This is a genomic window from Kitasatospora sp. NEAU-CNBT7 (genome assembly GCF_057220535.1).
Genome location: NZ_JBXQQB010000023.1, coordinates 1 through 18,360, shown reverse-complemented (window position 1 = coordinate 18,360; position 18,360 = coordinate 1). Strand labels below are relative to the sequence as shown.

At 76.6% G+C, this 18,360-nt stretch carries 2 protein-coding genes; both read left to right on the top strand.

Translation table 11 applies throughout. The annotated features are described in order from the left end of the window. Nucleotides 1-110 precede the first annotated feature (110 nt). Nucleotides 111-7,982, top strand: coding sequence for a non-ribosomal peptide synthetase (locus AC2TEW_RS26175; protein ID WP_484625814.1), 7,872 nt, complete (start codon nt 111-113; stop codon nt 7,980-7,982). Further along, the coding region (locus AC2TEW_RS26170) for a non-ribosomal peptide synthetase (protein WP_484625813.1) at nt 7,979-18,360 on the top strand (10,382 nt) is incomplete at its 3' end. The genes AC2TEW_RS26175 and AC2TEW_RS26170, both read left to right, overlap by 4 nt.

Here is an 18,360-nt window from a genome sequence, read left to right as displayed (position 1 = left end):
AAGCGCCCGGACCAGCATGTCCGCGGTCCCGTCGACCCCATGGTGCGGTCGGCTGCGCCGTGCCACCGCCCCGCCGGGCCGCGGCGGACGGCCCGACAGGAGGGGAAATGATGAGTGGTGCTGACGCTGCGTCGCTGGCTCTCACCGAGGCACAGCTCGGTATCTGGTTCGCCCAGGCCAGGGACCCGCAGAGCCCGGCCTGGACCACGGCCGAGTACACCGAACTGCGCGGACCGCTGGACACCGGCCGGTTCACCGCCGCCGTCCGCACCGCCGTGGCGGCCACCGACACCATGGGGCTGAGGTTCACCACCCGCGACGACGGCGAGGTGCGCCAGCAGGTCGCCCCGGACCGGGACGACACCTGGCAGGTCCAACTGGTCGACCTCAGCGCCGAACCGGACCCCGGGGCCGCGGCCGACGACCGGATCCGGCAGCTGCTGAGCCGCCCGCAGCTGCCGGTGGCGGACCACGGACCGCTGTTCACCCAGGTCCTGTTCGTCCTCGGCCCCGACCACCACCGCTGGTACCAGCAGGTCCACCACCTGCTGCTGGACGGCTACGGCTTCCGGCTGCTGGCCCGCCGGGTCGCCGACGCCTACCGGGGCCGGCCCGCCACCGCCCGCCCGGGCGAACTCGCCGCCCTGGTCGAGGCCGAGCAGGCGTACCGCACCACCCGGGCGTACGCCGCGGACCGCGCGCACTGGCTGACCACCTGGGCCGACCGGCCCGAAGCGGCCGGCCTCGGCAGCGGCGTCGCCGCCCCGGCCGCCGAGCCGCTGCGCCGCACCGCGTTCCTGCCGGACACCGTGCGGCAGGGCCTGGACACCCTCGCCGGGACCGCCGACACCGGCTGGCAGCTCGCGGCGCTCGCCGCCGTCGCGCTCTACACCCGCCGGCTGACCGGCGCCCCCGAGGCGCTGCTCGGCCTGCCGGTCACCGCCCGGCGCACCGCCGACGCCCGCCGCGTCCCGGCGATGCTCGCCGACGTGGCACCGCTGCGGGTCCCGGCCGCCCCGGGCTCCTCGCTCACCGCCCTGGTCACCGAGGTCCGCGACGCCGTCGCCGCGGTCCTGCGCCACCAGGGCTTCCCGGCGGCCGAGCTGCGCCGCGAACTCGGCCTCGGCGCACCGGACCGGCGGCTGCACGCCGTCATCGCCAACATCATGCCGTTCGACCACGCGCCGGACCTCGACGGTCTGCAGACCTCGGTCCACCCGGTGTCGACCGGCCCGGTGGAGGACCTCAAGGTCTCGGTCCGCCCCGGCCCCGACGGCACCGGCCTGCGGGTCGACCTGGAGGCCAACCCCCTGCTGCACCGCGCGGAGCAGGCCGCCGCCCACCTGGCCCGGCTGACCGCCCTGCTGGAGACCTTCGCCACCGCCGACGGCGCGGCCCCCACCGCCCGCATCGACCTGCGCACCCCGGCCGAGCAGCAGCAGCCGGCCGCCCCCGCCGCCGGGCCCGTCCCGGACCCCGGCGCCACCCTGCCCGCCCTGTTCGAGGCCCAGGCCGCCCGCACCCCCGGCGCCGTGGCCGTGGTCGACGGCGCGCAGCGGCTCACCTACGCCGAGCTCAACGCCCGCGCCAACCGGCTCGCCCACCGGCTGCGCGCGCACGGCGCCGGACCGGAGCGCACCGTCGCCCTGGCCCTGCCCCGCTCCGCCGACCTGGTGGTCGCCGTGCTCGCCGCGGTCAAGTCCGGCGCCGCCTACCTGCCGCTCGACCCGGACTACCCCGCCGAACGGCTCGCCCGCACCCTGGCCGACGCCGCCCCCGCCGTCCTGGTCACCGCCGGGCCCGCCCCGGTCACCGCCCCGCCCGGCACCGCCGCGGTCGCGATGGAGGACGAGGGGCGCAGCCCGTACCCGGCCACCGACCCGCAGGTCGCCCTCGACCCGCACCACCCCGCGTACGTGATCCACACCTCCGGCTCCACCGGGGTCCCCAAGGGTGTCGTCGTCCCGCACCGCAACGTGGTGCGGCTGTTCACCGCCGCCCGCCGGCACCTCGACCTCGGGCCGGCTGACGTGTGGACCCTCTTCCACTCCTACGCCTTCGACTTCTCGGTGTGGGAGCTGTGGGGCCCGCTGCTGCACGGCGGACGCCTGGTGGTCGTCCCGTACACCGTCAGCCGCTCCCCGGGGCAGTTCCTCGACCTGCTGGCGGAGCAGCGGGTCACCGTCCTCAACCAGACCCCCTCCGCCTTCTACCAGCTGATCGAGGCCGACCGGGACCGCGCCCGCCCCGCCGACCTGTCCGCGCTGCGGCACGTCGTCCTCGGCGGCGAGGCACTGGACGCCGCCCGGCTGGGCGACTGGTACGCCCGGCACGGCCGGCGCACCGTGCTGTCCAACATGTACGGCATCACCGAGACCACCGTGCACGTCACCCACACCGTCGTCGACGGGCCCGACGCCGCCCCGGGCGCCATCGGCGCGCCGCTGGCCGACCTGCGCGCCCACGTGCTCGACGGCGCGCTGCGCCCGGTCCCGCCGGGCACCGCCGGCGAGCTGTACGTCGCCGGACCCGGCCTGGCCCGCGGCTACCTGAACCGCCCGGCCCTGACGGCCCAGCGGTTCGTCGCGGACCCGTTCGCGCCCGCCGCCGACGCCGGGGCCCGGATGTACCGCACCGGCGACCTGGTCCGGCTCCGCACCGACGGCGCCCTGGAGTACCTCGGCCGCGGCGACCAGCAGGTGAAGATCCGCGGCTTCCGGATCGAACTCGGCGAGGTGGAGGCGGCGTTCGCCGCACTGCCCTCGGTCGCCCAGGCCGCCGTGACCGTCCGCGAGGACCGGCCGGGCGACCGGCGGCTGGCCGCCTACGCCGTCCCCGCCCGGGGCACGGCCCCCGACCCGGACGGCTGGCGCCGGGAGCTGGCCGCCGTGCTGCCCGCCCACCTGGTGCCGGCCTCGTTCACGGCACTGGACGCGATCCCGCTCACCGTCAACGGCAAACTCGACCGCGCCGCGCTGCCCGCCCCCGCCGCGGCCGCCGCCGGGCACCCCGCGGAGGGCGGCACCGGGCCGCTCGCCGATCTGCTGGGCGGCCTGTTCGCCCGGGCGCTCGGCGTCGCCGAGGTCGGGCCGCGCGGCGACTTCTTCACCCTCGGCGGGCACTCCGTGACCGCCAACCGGCTGCTGTCCGCGGCCCGGACCGAACTCGGCGTCGACCTGACCATCCAGGACCTGTTCGCCGAACCCACGCCCGCGGGCCTGGCCCGCCTCGCCCGGCGCAGCGACGGTACCCGCCCGCCGCTGCGGGCCGGTACCGACCCGCAGGACGGCAGCCCGCCGATGTCGCCGGCCCAGCAGCGGATGTGGGTGCTGCGCGAGGTCGAGGGCCGCGCCCCCACCTACAACCTGCCGATCGCGCTGCGGCTGACCGGTCCGCTGGACCGTGCCGCGCTGCACACCGCCCTGACCGACGTGCTGGGCCGCCACGAGACCCTGCGCACCCGCTACCCGGCCGGTCCCGACGGACCACGGCCCGAGGTCCTGGCCCCGGACTCCGTACCGGACCCGCTGTCCGCGACCGCGGTGGCCGCGGACGGCCTCGCCCGGGCGCTGTCCGACGCCGCCCGCGAGCCCTTCGACCTCGACACCGGGATCCCGCTGCGGGCCCACCTGTTCACCGTGGACGACGGCAGCCACGTCCTGCTGCTGGTGCTGCACCACATCGCCGGCGACGGCCGGTCGCTGCGCCCGCTCTTCGGCGACCTGGCCACCGCCTACGCGGCCCGCTCGCTGGGCCGTGCCCCCCGCTTCGAACCGCTGCCGGTCCGGTACGCCGACTTCGCCCGGTGGCAGCGCGAGCTGCTCGGCGGCGAGGACGACCCGGACTCGGTGGGCAGCCGTCAGCTCGGCCACTGGGAACGGGCCCTCACCGGCCTGCCCGACCAGCTCCAGCTCCCCTACGACCGCCCCCGGCCGCCGGTGGCCCGCCACCACGGCGGCTCGGTCCCGCTCACCATCGACCCGGACCTGCACGCCGGGCTGGAACGGCTGGCCCGCGAGCGCGGCGCCACCGTCCACATGGTGCTGCAGGCCGCCCTCGCGGCGCTGCTCACCCGGCTCGGCGCGGGCACCGACATCCCGATCGGCTGCCCGACCGCCGGCCGGGACGAGCCGGAACTCGACGCCCTGGTCGGCTTCTTCGTCAACCCCGTGGTGGTCCGGGTGGACACCTCCGCCGGGCCCGGCGGGGACGGCGCACCCGGCGGCCTGCCGTTCGCCGACCTGCTGACCCGGGTCCGCGGCGCCGCCCTGGACGCCTTCGCCCACCAGGACGTGCCGTTCGACCGGGTGGTGGAACGCCTCCAGCCGGCCCGCTCGGCCGCCCGCCACCCGCTGTTCCAGGTGGTGCTCTCCTACCAGGAGTCCGAGCCGAACGCCCGGCTGGCGGGGCTCACCGTCACCCGGGAACCGGTCGCCCTCGGCGTCGCCAAGTTCGACCTCACCGTCAACCTGGTCGAGCACCGCGACGGCGACCACGCACCGGCCGGCGTCGACGGCGACCTGGAGTACGACCTCGCCCTGTTCGACCACACCACCGCGGCCGGGATGGTCCGCCGGCTGCTGGCCCTGCTGCGGGCCGTCACCGCCGACCCCGAGCTGCCGATCGGACGGTTCGACCTGCTGGACGAGGCCGAACTGGCCCGGCTGGCGGCCTGGAACGACACCGCCTGCGACCTCCCGGACACCGGGCTCGCCGAGCTCTTCGCGGCCCAGGTCCGCCGCACCCCCGACGCGACCGCGGTGGTCGCCGGCGGCACCGAACTGACCTACGCCCAGCTCGACGCCCGGGTGGACGCCCTGGCCGCCCGGCTGGTGCGGCTGGGGATCGGACCCGAACGGGCCGTCGCCGTGCTCCAGCAGCGCTCCGCGGACCTGGTGGTCTCGCTGCTGGCGGTGGTCCGCGCGGGCGGCTACTACGTGCCCCTGAACACCCGCTACCCGGCGTCCAGGATGAGCCTGCTGATCCGCGAGGCCGGCGCCACCGTGCTGCTGACCGACCGCGCCGTCGACGCCGGCCACCACTGCGCCGAGTGGGCCGCAGGGGCCCGGGTCCTGGTGGTCGACGAGCCGCAGCCCGACGCCCTGCCCCGGCGCCCTGCCCCCGTCCCGGCGCACCCCGACCGGCTCGCCTACGTGATGTACACCTCCGGCTCCACCGGGCTGCCCAAGGGCGTCGCCGTCACCCACCGCGACGTCGCCGTGCTGGCCGCCGACCGCTGCTGGCGCACCGGCAACCAGCAGCGGGTGCTGCTGCACTCGCCGTACTCCTTCGACACCTCGCAGTACGAGCTGTGGGTGCCGCTGCTGTCCGGCGGGACGGTGGTGGTCGCACCGCCCGGCGACCTCGACACCGCCGCGCTGCGCGACGCCCTGGTGGGCGGCCGGGTGACCGGCGCGTGGCTCACCTCCGGGCTGTTCAACCTGCTCGCGGAGGAGGACCCGGCCTGCTTCCGTGGCGTGCGCGAGGTGTGGACCGGCGGCGACGTGGTCTCGCCCGCGGCCGTCACCCGGGTCCTCACCGCCTCCCCGGACACCCTGGTCGTCGACGGCTACGGGCCGACCGAGGCCACCACCTTCGCCACCCACCACCACATGCGCGCACCGTGGCAGCAGGAGACCACCGTCGCGATCGGCACCCCGCTCGACAACACCACCTGCCACGTCCTGGACGCGGGCCTGCGCCCGGTGCCGCCGGGCGTCGCCGGCGAGCTGTACATCGGCGGCCACCGCCTCGCCCGCGGCTACCTCGGCCGGCCGGACGCCACCGCCGAACGCTTCGTCGCCGACCCGTACGGCCCGCCCGGCGCCCGGATGTACCGCACCGGCGACCTGGTCCGGCGCCGCACCGACGGCGTGCTGGAGTTCCTCGGCCGCGGCGACCACCAGGTCAAGGTCCGCGGGTTCCGGATCGAGCTCGGCGAGATCGAGTCGGTACTGGGCCGCCACCCGGCCGTCGCGCAGAACGCCGTCCTGGTCCGCGAGGACCGCCCCGGCGACAAGCGGGTCACCGCCTACGTGGTCGCCCAGCCGGGTGCCGCCGCCGACCCCGGCGAGCTGCGCCGGCACGTCGCCGCCGCCCTGCCCGACTACATGGTCCCGGCCGCGGTCGTGCTGCTGGAGCAGCTGCCGCTGACCCCGAACGGCAAGCTCGACCGCCGGCAGCTGCCCGTCCCCGCGTACGCATCCGCGGACGCGCACCGCGCCCCCGCCTCACCCCGCGAGGAACTGCTGGCCGGGCTGTTCGGCGCGATCCTCGGCGTGCCGGAGCCCGGCACCGACGACAGCTTCTTCGACCTCGGCGGCGACAGCATCATGGCCATCCAACTGGTCGGCCGGGCCCGCCGGGCCGGACTGCTGCTCTCCCCGGCCCAGGTCTTCGAGCACCGGACGATCGCCGCGCTGGCCGCCGTCGCCCGCGAGGCCGACGACCGGGCGGCCGGCGAGGACGGCGGTGGCGCCGACGGCCTGGCCTGGGGCGAGGTCCCGCTCACCCCGATCATGCACTGGCTGCGCGGACGCGGCGGACCCGTCGAGGCGTTCAGCCAGTCCCTGGTGGTCCCGGTGCCGCCCGCACTCGGCGAGGCGCGGCTGGCCGCGGCGCTGCGCGCCGTCGCCGACCAGCACGACGTCCTGCGGGCGTCCTTCACGACCGGCCCGGACGGCGCCTGGCGGATGACCGTCGCCCCGCCCGGCGGCGCGGCCACGGCCGGCTGGACCGCCCGGGTCGACGCCACCGGCCTCGACGAGGCCGCGCTGCGCGACCTCACCGCGGCCGAGGCGGCGCGGGCCCGCGCCCGGCTCGACCCCTGGACCGGCGCCCTGGGCCGGGCGGTCTGGCTCGACCGCGGCCCCGACCTGCCGGGCCGGCTGCTGCTGACCCTCCACCACCTGGTGGTCGACGGCGTGTCCTGGCGCATCCTGCTGCCCGACCTGGCCGCCGCCTGGCAGGCCGCCGCCGACGGCACCGCCTACCGCCCCACCCCCGGCGGGACCTCGTTCCGCAGCTGGGCCCGGCAGCTGGCCGCGCGCGCCGCCGGCCCCGGCCGGGACGCCGAACTCGACCGGTGGACCGCCCTGCTGACGGCGCCCACCGCACCGGTCACCGCCCGGCCGCTCGACCCCGCCGTCGACACCGCGGCCACCGCCCGGCAGCTCACCCTCACCCTGCCCGCCGACACCACCGAAGCCCTGCTGACCACCGTGCCCGCGGTCTTCCACGCCAAGGTCGACGACATCCTGCTCACCGCGTTCACCCTGGCCGTCGCCGACTGGCGGGCCCGCCGCGGACTCGGCGACTCGGGCGCCGTCCTGCTCGACCTGGAGGGGCACGGCCGGGAGCCCGGCGACTCGGGCGCCGACCTGTCCCGCACGGTCGGCTGGTTCACCGCCCTGTACCCCGTCCGCCTGGACCTCGGCACCCTCGACCGGCGGGACGCGCTGGCCGGCGGCCCCGCCGCCGGACGCGCCGTCAAACGCGTCAAGGAGCAGCTGCGGGCCGTCCCCGACGGCGGCCTCGGCTACGGCGTCCTGCGCCACCTGGACGCCGACGCCGGACCCCGGCTGGCCGCCCTGCCCGCGCCCCCGCTCGGCTTCAACTACCTGGGCCGCTTCCGCGCCGCCGACGGCCCGGCCGCCGAGTGGAGCGTGGCGCCCGACGCCGAGGCGCTCGGCGAGGGCACCGACCCCGGCCTGCCGGCGGCCCACGCGGTGGAGGTCGACGCCCTCACCCTGGACGGCCCGGACGGACCGCGGCTGCACGCCACCTGGAGCCGGCCCCGCCACCTGCTGGACGAGGACGCCGTCCGCGACCTCGCCCACACCTGGTTCCGGGCCCTGGAAGCCCTCACCGCCCACGCCCGCCGCCCCGACGCCGGCGGACACACCCCCTCCGACCTCGCCCTGGTCTCCCTCGACCAGGCCCAGATCGACCGACTCGAAGCCATGTGGAAGGTGTCCCGATGACGCAGAACGGCCTGGCAGACGTCCTGCCGCTGGCACCGTTGCAGGAAGGACTGCTGTTCCAGGTCCAGTACGACCGGGACGGCGTGGACGTGTACAACGTCCAACTGGTCCTGGAACTGCGCGGACCGCTGGACACCGGCGACCTGCGGGCGGCCGTGCACGCCCTGCTGCGCCGCCACCCCAACCTGCGCGCCGGGTTCTGGCAGCACGACCTCGACCGGCCGGTCCAGTTCGTCCCGCACGAGGCGCTGCCCGGCTGGCAGGAGGCCGACCTCGGCGGGCTCGATCCGGACGCCCGCGCCGAGGGCCTGCGCCGGTTCGTCGCCGAGGACCGCGCCCGGCGGTTCGACCCCGCCGTGCCGCCGCTGCTGCGGGCCGGCCTGGTGCGGCTCGGCCCCGACCACCACACCCTGGTGCTGACCACCCACCACCTGCTGCTCGACGGCTGGTCGATGCCGCTGCTGGTGCGCGAACTGTTCGCGCTGTACGGGCAGCGCGGCGACGACCGCACGCTGCCCGTCGCCCCGCCCTACCGCAGCTACCTGGCCTGGCTGGCCGAGCGCGACCAGGACGCCGCCCGGGACGCCTGGCGCTCGTACCTGTCCGGCCTGGCCGAGCCCACCCTGCTCGGCGCCGCCGGGCGCGGCGCCGCACCCGCCGGCGAACTGCCCGGCCAGCTCTGGCACGAACTCGACGAGGAGGCCTCGGCCGCGCTGACCGCCGCCGCCCGCCGCCGCGGCCTGACCCTGAACACCGTGGTGCAGGGCGCCTGGGCGGTCCTGCTCGGCCACGCCCTCGGCCGCGACGACGTGGTGTTCGGCGCCACCATGGCGAACCGGCCGCCGGAGATCCCCGGCATCGAGTCCACCATCGGGATGTTCATCAACACCCTGCCGGTCCGGGTGGCGCTGCGCCCCGCCGAACCGTTCGCCGACCTGCTCGCCCGCGTCCAGCGGGAGCAGGCCGCGCTGATCGAGCACCGGCACCTGCCGCTGACCGAGGTCCAGCGCGGCGCCGGGCACGCCGAACTCTTCGACTCCGCCGTCGTCTTCGAGAACTACCCGCTGGACCCGGCCGTGCTGCGGGCCGAGAGCCGCGGCGTACGGCTGGCCGGCTTCCAGGTCGGCGACGCCACCCACTTCGCCCTGACGCTGCTCGCCATCCCGGGCGACCGGATCCGGCTGCGGCTGGACCACCGCGCCGACGTGCTCGACGGCGACGGCGCCCGCACCGTGCTCGGGCGCCTGGAGCGGCTGCTCGCCGACTTCGCCGCCGACCCCGGCCGCCCGGTGGGCCGGCTGGACCTGCTCACCGCCGACGAGCGGGCCCACGTCCTCGGCCTGGGGCGGGCGGCCGAGCGCCCGGTGGGCGACCTGACCCTGCCGCAGCTGTTCGAGGCGCAGGCCGCCCGCACCCCCGGCGCCACCGCGCTCGCCTTCGAGGGCCGCACCCTCGACTACGCGGAGCTCAACTCCCGGGCCAACCGCCTCGCCCGCGCCCTCGCGGCCCGCGGCGCCGGACCCGACCGGGTCGTCGCCCTGCACCTGCCCCGCTCGCTCGACCTGTACGTCGCCGTGCTGGCCGTGCTCAAGACCGGCGCCGCCTACCTGCCGGTCGACCCCGAGTACCCGGCCCGGCGGATCGCCGACATGCTCGACGACGCCCGCCCGGCCCTGGTGCTGACCGCCGCGGACGCCGCCGAGGACCACGGCGCCCTGCCGGACGGCAACCTCACCGACGCCGAGCGCACCGCCCCGCTGACCCCCGCCCACCCCGCGTACGTGATCTACACCTCCGGCTCCACCGGCCGCCCCAAGGCGGTGGTGATGCCCGGCGGCGCCCTGGCCAACCTGCTCGCCTGGCACCAGCGGGAGATCCCCGGCGGGGTCGGCACCACCGTCGCCCAGTACGCCTCGCTGAGCTTCGACGTCGCCGCGCAGGAGATCCTCTCCGCGCTGCTGCACGGCCGCACCCTCGCCGTGCCGGCCGACCGGGTGCGGCGCGACGCCGGCGCGCTCGCGGCCTGGCTGCAGGAGTACCGGGTCAACGAGCTGTACGCCCCCGACCTGGTGATCGAGGCACTCGCCGAGGCCGCCGCCGAGCAGGGCCTGACCCTGCCCGACCTGCGCCACCTGGTCCAGGCCGGCGAGGCGCTGACGGCCGGCCCGCGGGTGCGCGCGTTCTGCGCCGCCGTCCCCGGCCGGCGCCTGCACAACCACTACGGCCCCGCCGAGACCCACGTGGTGACCGGCTGCGAACTCCCCGGGGATCCGTCGTCGTGGCCGGAGCCGGTGCCGATCGGGCGGCCGGTGGACGGTGCGCGGGTGTATGTGCTGGACGGGTTCCTGCGTCCGGTGGCGCCGGGTGTGACGGGGGAGTTGTACCTGGCGGGTGCGGGTCTGGCGCGCGGGTACCTGGACCGTCCGGGGTTGACGGCTGCGCGTTTCGTGGCGGATCCGTTCGGCGGGTCCGGTGGCCGGATGTACCGGACCGGTGATCTGGCGCGCTGGAACGCACGCGGTGAGCTGGAGTTCGCGGGCCGGGTGGACCATCAGGTGAAGGTCCGGGGGTTCCGGATCGAGCCGGGTGAGGTGGAGGCGGTGCTGTGCGCTCTGCCGGGGGTGGCGCGGGCGGCCGTGCTGGCCCGGGAGGACCGGCCGGGGGACCGCCGGTTGGTGGCGTACCTGGTGCCCGCGGCGGGTGCGGTGCTGGACCAGAGCGAGGTGCGGGAGGCGCTGGGGCGGGTGCTGCCGGCGTTCATGGTGCCGTCCTCGTTCGTGGTGCTGGACGCGCTGCCGCTGACGCCCAACGGCAAACTCGACCGCGCCGCCCTGCCCGCCCCCACCCGGCTCCCGTCGGCCTCCGCCGGCCTGCCCCGCTCACCCCGCGAGGAGATCCTCGCCACCCTGTTCGCCGAGGTGCTCGCTCTGCCCAAGGTCGGCATCCACGAGGACTTCTTCGAGCTCGGCGGGCACTCGCTGCTCGCCACCCGGCTGACCAGCCGGATCCGGACCGTCCTCGGGGCCGAACTCGCCGTCCGCGACCTGTTCGAGGCGCCCACCGTCGCCGCCCTCGCCAAGGTCCTCGACGAGGCCCGTGACACCCGCCCCGCACTGACCCCCGTCCCGCGGCCCGACCGGGTGCCGCTGTCCTCCGCCCAGCGCCGGCTGTGGTTCCTCAACCGCCTCGAAGGGCCGAACTCCACCTACACCATCCCGCTCGCCCTGCGCCTGCACGGCGAACCCGACCGCGCCGCGCTGCGCGATGCCCTCGCCGACCTGGTACGGCGCCACGAGAGCCTGCGCACCCTCCACCCGAGCCACGACGGCGAGCCCTACCAGCTCGTCCTGCCACCGGAGGAGGCCGAACCGGTGCTCGCCGTCGAGACCGCCACCGAGGCCGACCTCGCCGAACGGCTCGCCCTCGCCGCCCGCCACCCCTACGACATCACCACCGAACTGCCGCTGCGCGCCACGCTGTTCACCCTCGCCGCCGACCAGCACGTGCTGCTCCTGCTGCTGCACCACGTGGCCGGCGACGGCTGGTCCCTCGCCCCCCTCACCCGCGACCTCGCCACCGCCTACGCCGCCCGGCGCGCCGGCGCGCCCCCGCAGTGGCCGCCGCTGCCGGTCCAGTACGCCGACTACGCGCTCTGGCAGCAGCGCACCCTCGGCGACCCCGACGACCCCGACAGCCTCGGCGCCCGCCAACTCGACCACTGGGCGCGGACGCTGGCCGGCGCACCCGACCACCTGGAACTCCCCGCCGACCGGAGCCGGCCCGCGGTGGCCGCCCACCGCGGGCAGACCGTGCCGTTCCACCTGGAGCCCGAGCTGCTCACCCGGCTCACCCGGCTCGCCAGGGCCTGCGACGCCAGCCTCTTCATGGTCCTGCACGCCGCGTTCGCCGCCCTGCTCACCCGGATGGGCGCGGGCACCGACATCCCGATCGGCAGCCCGATCGCCGGACGCACCGACGAGGCGCTGGACGACCTGGTCGGGTTCTTCGTCAACACCCTGGTGCTGCGCACCGACACCTCCGGCGACCCGACCTTCCGCGACCTGGTCGCCCGCACCCGCGCCACCGACCTGGCCGCCTACGCCCACCAGGACCTGCCGTTCGAGAAGCTGGTCGAGGCGGTCAACCCGCAGCGCTCGGCGGCCCGCAACCCTCTGTTCCAGGTGCTGCTCGCGTTCCAGAGCATGCCCGAGGCGCAGCCCGCCCTGCCCGGCCTCGAGGTCACCGTGGAACCGGTCGAGGTCGGCTTCGCCAAGTTCGACCTGGCGCTGGCCGTCGCCGAGCAGCGCCACGGCGACGGCACCCGGTCCCTGCGCGGCGACTGGGAGTTCAGCACCGACCTGTTCGACCGCAGCACCGTGGAGGCGCTCTCCACCCGGCTGACCGTGCTGCTGGAGGCCGTCGCCGCCGACCCGGACCGGCGGATCGGCGACGTCCCCGTCCTCGCCGAGGACGAGCGGCACCGGCTGCTCGACACCTGGAACGACACCGGCCGCCCCGGCCCCGACACCACCTGGCCCGAGCTGTTCCAGCGCAGGGCCGCCGAGCAGCCCGACGCCGTCGCCCTGGTCTGCGAGGAGGGCGAGCTCAGCTACGCCGAACTGAACTCCCGCGCCAACCGGCTGGCCCGTCTGCTGGTCGCCCGGGGCATCGGCCCCGAGCAGCGGGTGGCGCTGTCCCTGCCGCGCTCCGCCGACCTGATCACCGCCGTCCTCGCGGTCCTCAAGTCCGGCGCCGCCTACCTGCCGGTCGACCCCGGCTACCCCGCGGAGCGGATCGCCCACCTGCTGCGCGACGGCGCCCCGGCGCTGCTGCTCACCACCACCGCCCTCGCCCCCGGACTGCCCGGGGCGGTACCGCGGCTGCTGGTCGACGCCGCGCCGACGGCCGGCGTCGCCGACGGCGACCTCACGGACGCCGAACGCACCGCGCCGCTGCACCCGCTGCACCCCGCGTACGTCATCCACACCTCCGGCTCCACCGGGCAGCCGAAGGGCGTCCCGGTGCCGCACCGCAGCGTCACCGCCGTCCTGGTGCCGCTGATCGGGAAGTTCGGGCTGGGACCGGGCAGCCGGGTCCTGCAGTTCGCCTCGATCAGCTTCGACGCGGCCCTGTGGGAGATCACCCTGGGCCTGCTGTCGGGCGCCGCCCTCGTGGTCGCCCCCGCCGAGCAGCTGCGGCCCGGCCCGGCCCTCGCCGAACTGGTCACCAGGACCGGCACCACCTTCGCCACCCTGCCGCCGACCGCCCTCGCGGTCCTCGCCGACGGCGCCCTGCCGCCCGGCCTGGACCTGGTGGTGGCCGGCGAGGCCACCGCCCCCGACCAGGTCGAACGCTGGTCCGCGGGACGGCGGATGACCAACGCGTACGGCCCCACCGAGGCCGCGGTCTGCGCCACCATGAGCGGGCCGCTGGCCGGCGCCGTGGTACCGCCGATCGGCCGCCCGGTCCCCGGCGCCCGGGTCTACGTGCTGGACGCCGCCCTGCGGCCGGTGGCGCCGGGCGTCACCGGCGAGCTGTACCTGGCGGGCGGTGGCCTGGCCCGCGGCTACCTGAACCGGCCGGCGCTGACGGCCACCCGCTTCGTGGCCGACCCGTTCGGCCCGGCCGGCGGCCGGATGTACCGGACCGGGGACCTGGCCCGCTGGACCGCCGCGGGTGAACTGGAGTTCGCCGGCCGCACCGACCACCAGGTGAAGATCCGCGGGTTCCGGATCGAGCCCGGCGAGGTGGAGGCCGCCCTGGTGGCCCACCCCCAGGTCGGACAGGCGGCCGTGCTCGCCGCCGAGCACGACGGCGACCGCCGGCTGGTCGCCTACCTGGTGCCCGCCGACCCCGCCGAGGGCCGCGACACCCGGGGCGAGCAGAGCCGGCTGGACAGCTGGCAGCAGACCTACGACGGCCACTACCGCGAGCTGGACGGCGCCTTCGGCGACGACTTCGCCGGCTGGAACTCCAGCTACACCGGCGCACCCATCCCCGTCGAGGAGATGGACCGGTGGCGCCGGGACAGCGTCGAACGGATCCGCGCCCTCGCCCCGCGCCGGGTGCTGGAGATCGGCTGCGGCGCCGGGCTGATCCTCGCCCCGCTGGCCGGCGACTGCGAGACGTACTGGGGCACCGACATCTCCCCGGCCGTCATCGCCCGGCTGCGCGAGCAGCTGGACGCCCGCCCCGACCTGGCCGGACGGGTCGAGCTGCGGGCCCAGCCCGCGCACGTCCTCGACGGCCTGCCCCGCGGCCACTTCGACACGGTCGTGCTCAACTCCGTGGTCCAGTACTTCCCCAACGCCGCCTACCTCGCCGAGGTGCTCACCGGCGTCCTCGACCTGCTCGCCCCCGGCGGCTCGGTCTTCATCGGCGACGTCCGCAACGGCCGCCTGCTGGAGACCTTCCGCACCGCCGTCGAACTGCGCCGCGCCGGTGCCTTCGCCGACCGCGCCGCGGTGGCCCGCAGCATCGGGCAGAGCGTCACCGGCGAACCCGAACTGCTCCTCGACCCCGACTACTTCGCCGTCCTCGCCGCCGCCTCGCCCGTCGTCACCGGCGTCGGGATCGAGATCCGCCGCGGCCGCGACCACAACGAGATGAACCGGCACCGCTACGACGTGGTGCTGCGCACCGGCACCGCCGCCACCGGGCACCGCCCCGAGCAGTGCCTCGCCTGGGGCACCGACCTGACCGGCCCCGACGCGCTCGCCGCGCTGCTGCGGGAGCACCGGCCCGAGCGGCTGCGGGTCACCGGGGTGCCCAACCTCCGCCTGGCGCAGGAGAACCGGGCCCGCGCGGCGCTCGCCGCCACCGACGCCGCCACCGCCCTCGCCCGGCTCGACGCACCCGCCCCCGCGGGACTGCCCGACCCGGAGGAGCTGTACGCGCTCGGCGACCGGCTCGGCTACCGGACCGCCGTCACCTGGTCCGCCGGCGACCAGGGCGCCCTCGACGCGGTGTTCACCCTGCCCGGCGCCGCCCCCGGGCCCGACCCCTACCGTCCGGCCGCGGGCCCGGACACCCCGCTCGCCGCGCTGGCCAACGACCCCGCCCGCGCCCACGGCGCCGGCGAGCTGGCCGCGGCCGTCCGCACCCACGCCGAGCAGCTGCTCCCCGCGCACCAGGTGCCCGCCGCGTACGTGGTGCTCGACGCCCTGCCGCTGACCCCCAACGGCAAGCTCGACCGCCGGGCGCTGCCCGCGCCCGACTGGAGCGGCGCCGCGGCCGGCCAGGCCCCGCGCAACCGGCGCGAGGAGGTGCTCGGCGCGCTGTTCGCCGAGGTCCTCGGCCTGCCCGGGGTCGGCGTCGACCGGGACTTCTTCGAGCTCGGCGGGCACTCGCTGCTCGCCACCCGGCTGATCGGCCGGATCCGGGCCGTCCTCGGCACCGAACTCGCCGTCCGCGACCTGTTCGAGGCCCCCACCGTCGCCGCGCTGGCGACCGTCGTCGGCGACGCCCAGGGCGTCCGCCCGCCCCTGCTGCCCCGGCCGCGGCCCGCAACCGTCCCGCTCTCCTCCGCCCAGCAGCGGCTGTGGTTCCTGCACCGGATGGAGGGCCCCGGCGCGACCTACAACATCCCGATGAGCCTGCGGCTGACCGGCCGGCTGGACGAGGACGCGCTGCGCGCCGCACTCGCCGACGTGACCGGCCGCCACGAGACGCTGCGCACCCGCTACCCCGAGACGGACGGCGTGCCCAGGCAGCTGGTCCTGCCGCCGCAGGAGGCCCGCCCGGAGCTGCGGGTGGTCGACACCGGCGAGGCGGAGCTGGACGCCCTGCTGTCCGCCGAGGCCGCGCTCGGCTTCGACCTGGCCGCCGAACTGCCGCTGCGCACCACCCTGTTCCGGCTGGCGCCCGACCGGCACGTGCTGCTGCTGGTGCTGCACCACATCGCCGGCGACGGCTGGTCCTGGCGCCCGCTGGCCCGCGACCTGTCCGCCGCCTACGCGGCCCGGCTGACCGGCGCCGCGCCCAGCGCGCCGCCGCTGCCGGTCCAGTACGCCGACTACACCCTGTGGCAGCGCGATTTGCTCGGCGAGGAGACCGTCCCCGGCAGCCGGCACGCCCTCCAGCTCGACCACTGGACGAAGGCCCTGGCCGGCCTGCCGGAGCTGCTGGAACTCCCGCTGGACCGGCCGCGCCCCGCCGTCATCAGCTACCGCGGCGACCAGGTGCCGTTCCGGATCCCGCCGGCCCTGCACCGGCGCCTGCTGGCGCTGGCCAACGAGAGCCGGGCCAGCCTGTTCATGCTCCTCCAGGCCGCCTTCGCCGAACTGCTGACCCGCCACGGCGCGGGCACCGACATCCCGATCGGCAGCCCGATCGCAGGACGCACCGACGAGGCCCTGGACGATTTGGTCGGGTTCTTCGTCAACACCCTGGTGCTGCGCACCGACACCTCCGGCGACCCGACCTTCCGCGAACTGGTGGAACGGGTCCGCGACACCGACCTGGCCGCCTACGCCCACCAGGACCTGCCGTTCGAGAAGCTGGTCGAGCGGCTGCGCCCGGAACGCTCGCTGGCACGCCACCCGCTGTTCCAGGTGATGCTGGCCTTCCTCAGCGACGGCGAGGCCAGGCTGGACCTGCCCGGCCTGCGGGCCGAGCCGGCCCCGGTCGGCGTCGGGATCGCCAAGTTCGACCTGCACCTGAGCATGGTCGAGCACCGCAACGCCGACGGCGCCCCCGACGGCATCACCGCCGCCCTGGAGTACAGCACCGACCTGTTCGAGCGGAGCACCGCCGAGGCACTGGCCGCCCGCCTGGTACGCCTGCTGGAGACGGTCACCGCCCACCCCGACCGCCGCCTGAGCGGCACCGACCTGCTCGACCCGGCCGAACGCCGCCGGGTACTGACGGACTGGAACACCACGAACGGAGCGACCACAGGTGAGTGCGTACCCGCGCTGGTGGAGCGTCAGGTGGCGGATACGCCGGACGATGTGGCACTGGTGCACGAAGGTGCTGAGCTGACCTACGCCGAGCTGAACGCCCGGGCCAACCGCCTCGCCCGCCACCTGGTGGCACGCGGCGCCGGACCCGAGCGGACCGTGGCCCTGGCCCTGCCCAGGTCCGCGGAGCTGGTGGTGGCGCTGCTCGCCGTCCTCAAGACCGGCGCGGCCTACCTGCCGGTGGACACGGAGTACCCCGCCGCGCGGATCACCCAGATGCTCTCCGACGCGGAACCGGTCTGCGTGGTCACCGTCCCCGGCGCCTGCGAGGGCATCCCGGCCCGGCTGGAGCGCACCGACCCGGCCGCCGGACGGGGCCTGCCCGCCCACGACCTCGCCGACGCCGAGCGCACCGCCCCGCTGACCCCCGCCCACCCCGCGTACGTGATCTACACCTCCGGCTCCACCGGCCGCCCCAAGGCCGTGGTCATGCCGCACTCCGGCCTGGCCAACCTGCTGACCTGGCACACCGCCAGGTTCCCCGGCGGCCGCGGGGTGCGCACCGCCCAGTTCACCGCGATCGGCTTCGACTTCTCGGTGCAGGAGATCCTCTCCCCGCTGGTCACGGGCAAGACCCTGGTGGTGCCGGCCGACCCGGTCCGGCGCGACGCCGACCGGCTCGCCGCCTGGCTGGAGGAGTACCGGGTCAACGAGCTCTTCGCCCCCAACCTGGTGGTCGAGGCACTCGCCGACGCCGCGCTGCGCGCCGGCCGCACCCTGCCCGACCTGACCGACATCCTCCAGGGCGGCGAGGCCCTCACCGCCGGCGACCGGGTCCGGGCCTTCCACCGACTGCTGCCCGGACGGCGGATGCACAACGTCTACGGCCCCGCCGAGACCCACGCCGTCACCACCCACACCCTGCCCGCCGATCCGTCGTCGTGGCCGGAGCCGGTGCCGATCGGGCGGCCGGTGGACGGTGCGCGGGTGTATGTGCTGGACGGGTTCCTGCGTCCGGTGGCGCCGGGTGTGACGGGGGAGTTGTACCTGGCGGGTGCGGGTCTGGCGCGCGGGTACCTGGACCGTCCGGGGTTGACGGCTGCGCGTTTCGTGGCGGATCCGTTCGGCGGGTCCGGTGGCCGGATGTACCGGACCGGTGATCTGGCGCGCTGGAACGCACGCGGTGAGCTGGAGTTCGCGGGCCGGGTGGACCATCAGGTGAAGGTCCGGGGGTTCCGGATCGAGCCGGGTGAGGTGGAGGCGGTGCTGTGCGCTCTGCCGGGGGTGGCGCGGGCGGCCGTGCTGGCCCGGGAGGACCGGCCGGGGGACCGCCGGTTGGTGGCGTACCTGGTGCCCGCGGCGGGTGCGGTGCTGGACCAGAGCGAGGTGCGGGAGGCGCTGGGGCGGGTGCTGCCGGCGTTCATGGTGCCGTCCTCGTTCGTGGTGCTGGACGCGCTGCCGCTGACGCCCAACGGCAA

Coding starts and splice junctions, on each gene's coding strand:
- AC2TEW_RS26175 (WP_484625814.1), top strand. CDS start 111: ATGAGTGGTGCTGACGCTGCGTCGCTGGCTCTCACCGAGGCACAGCTC.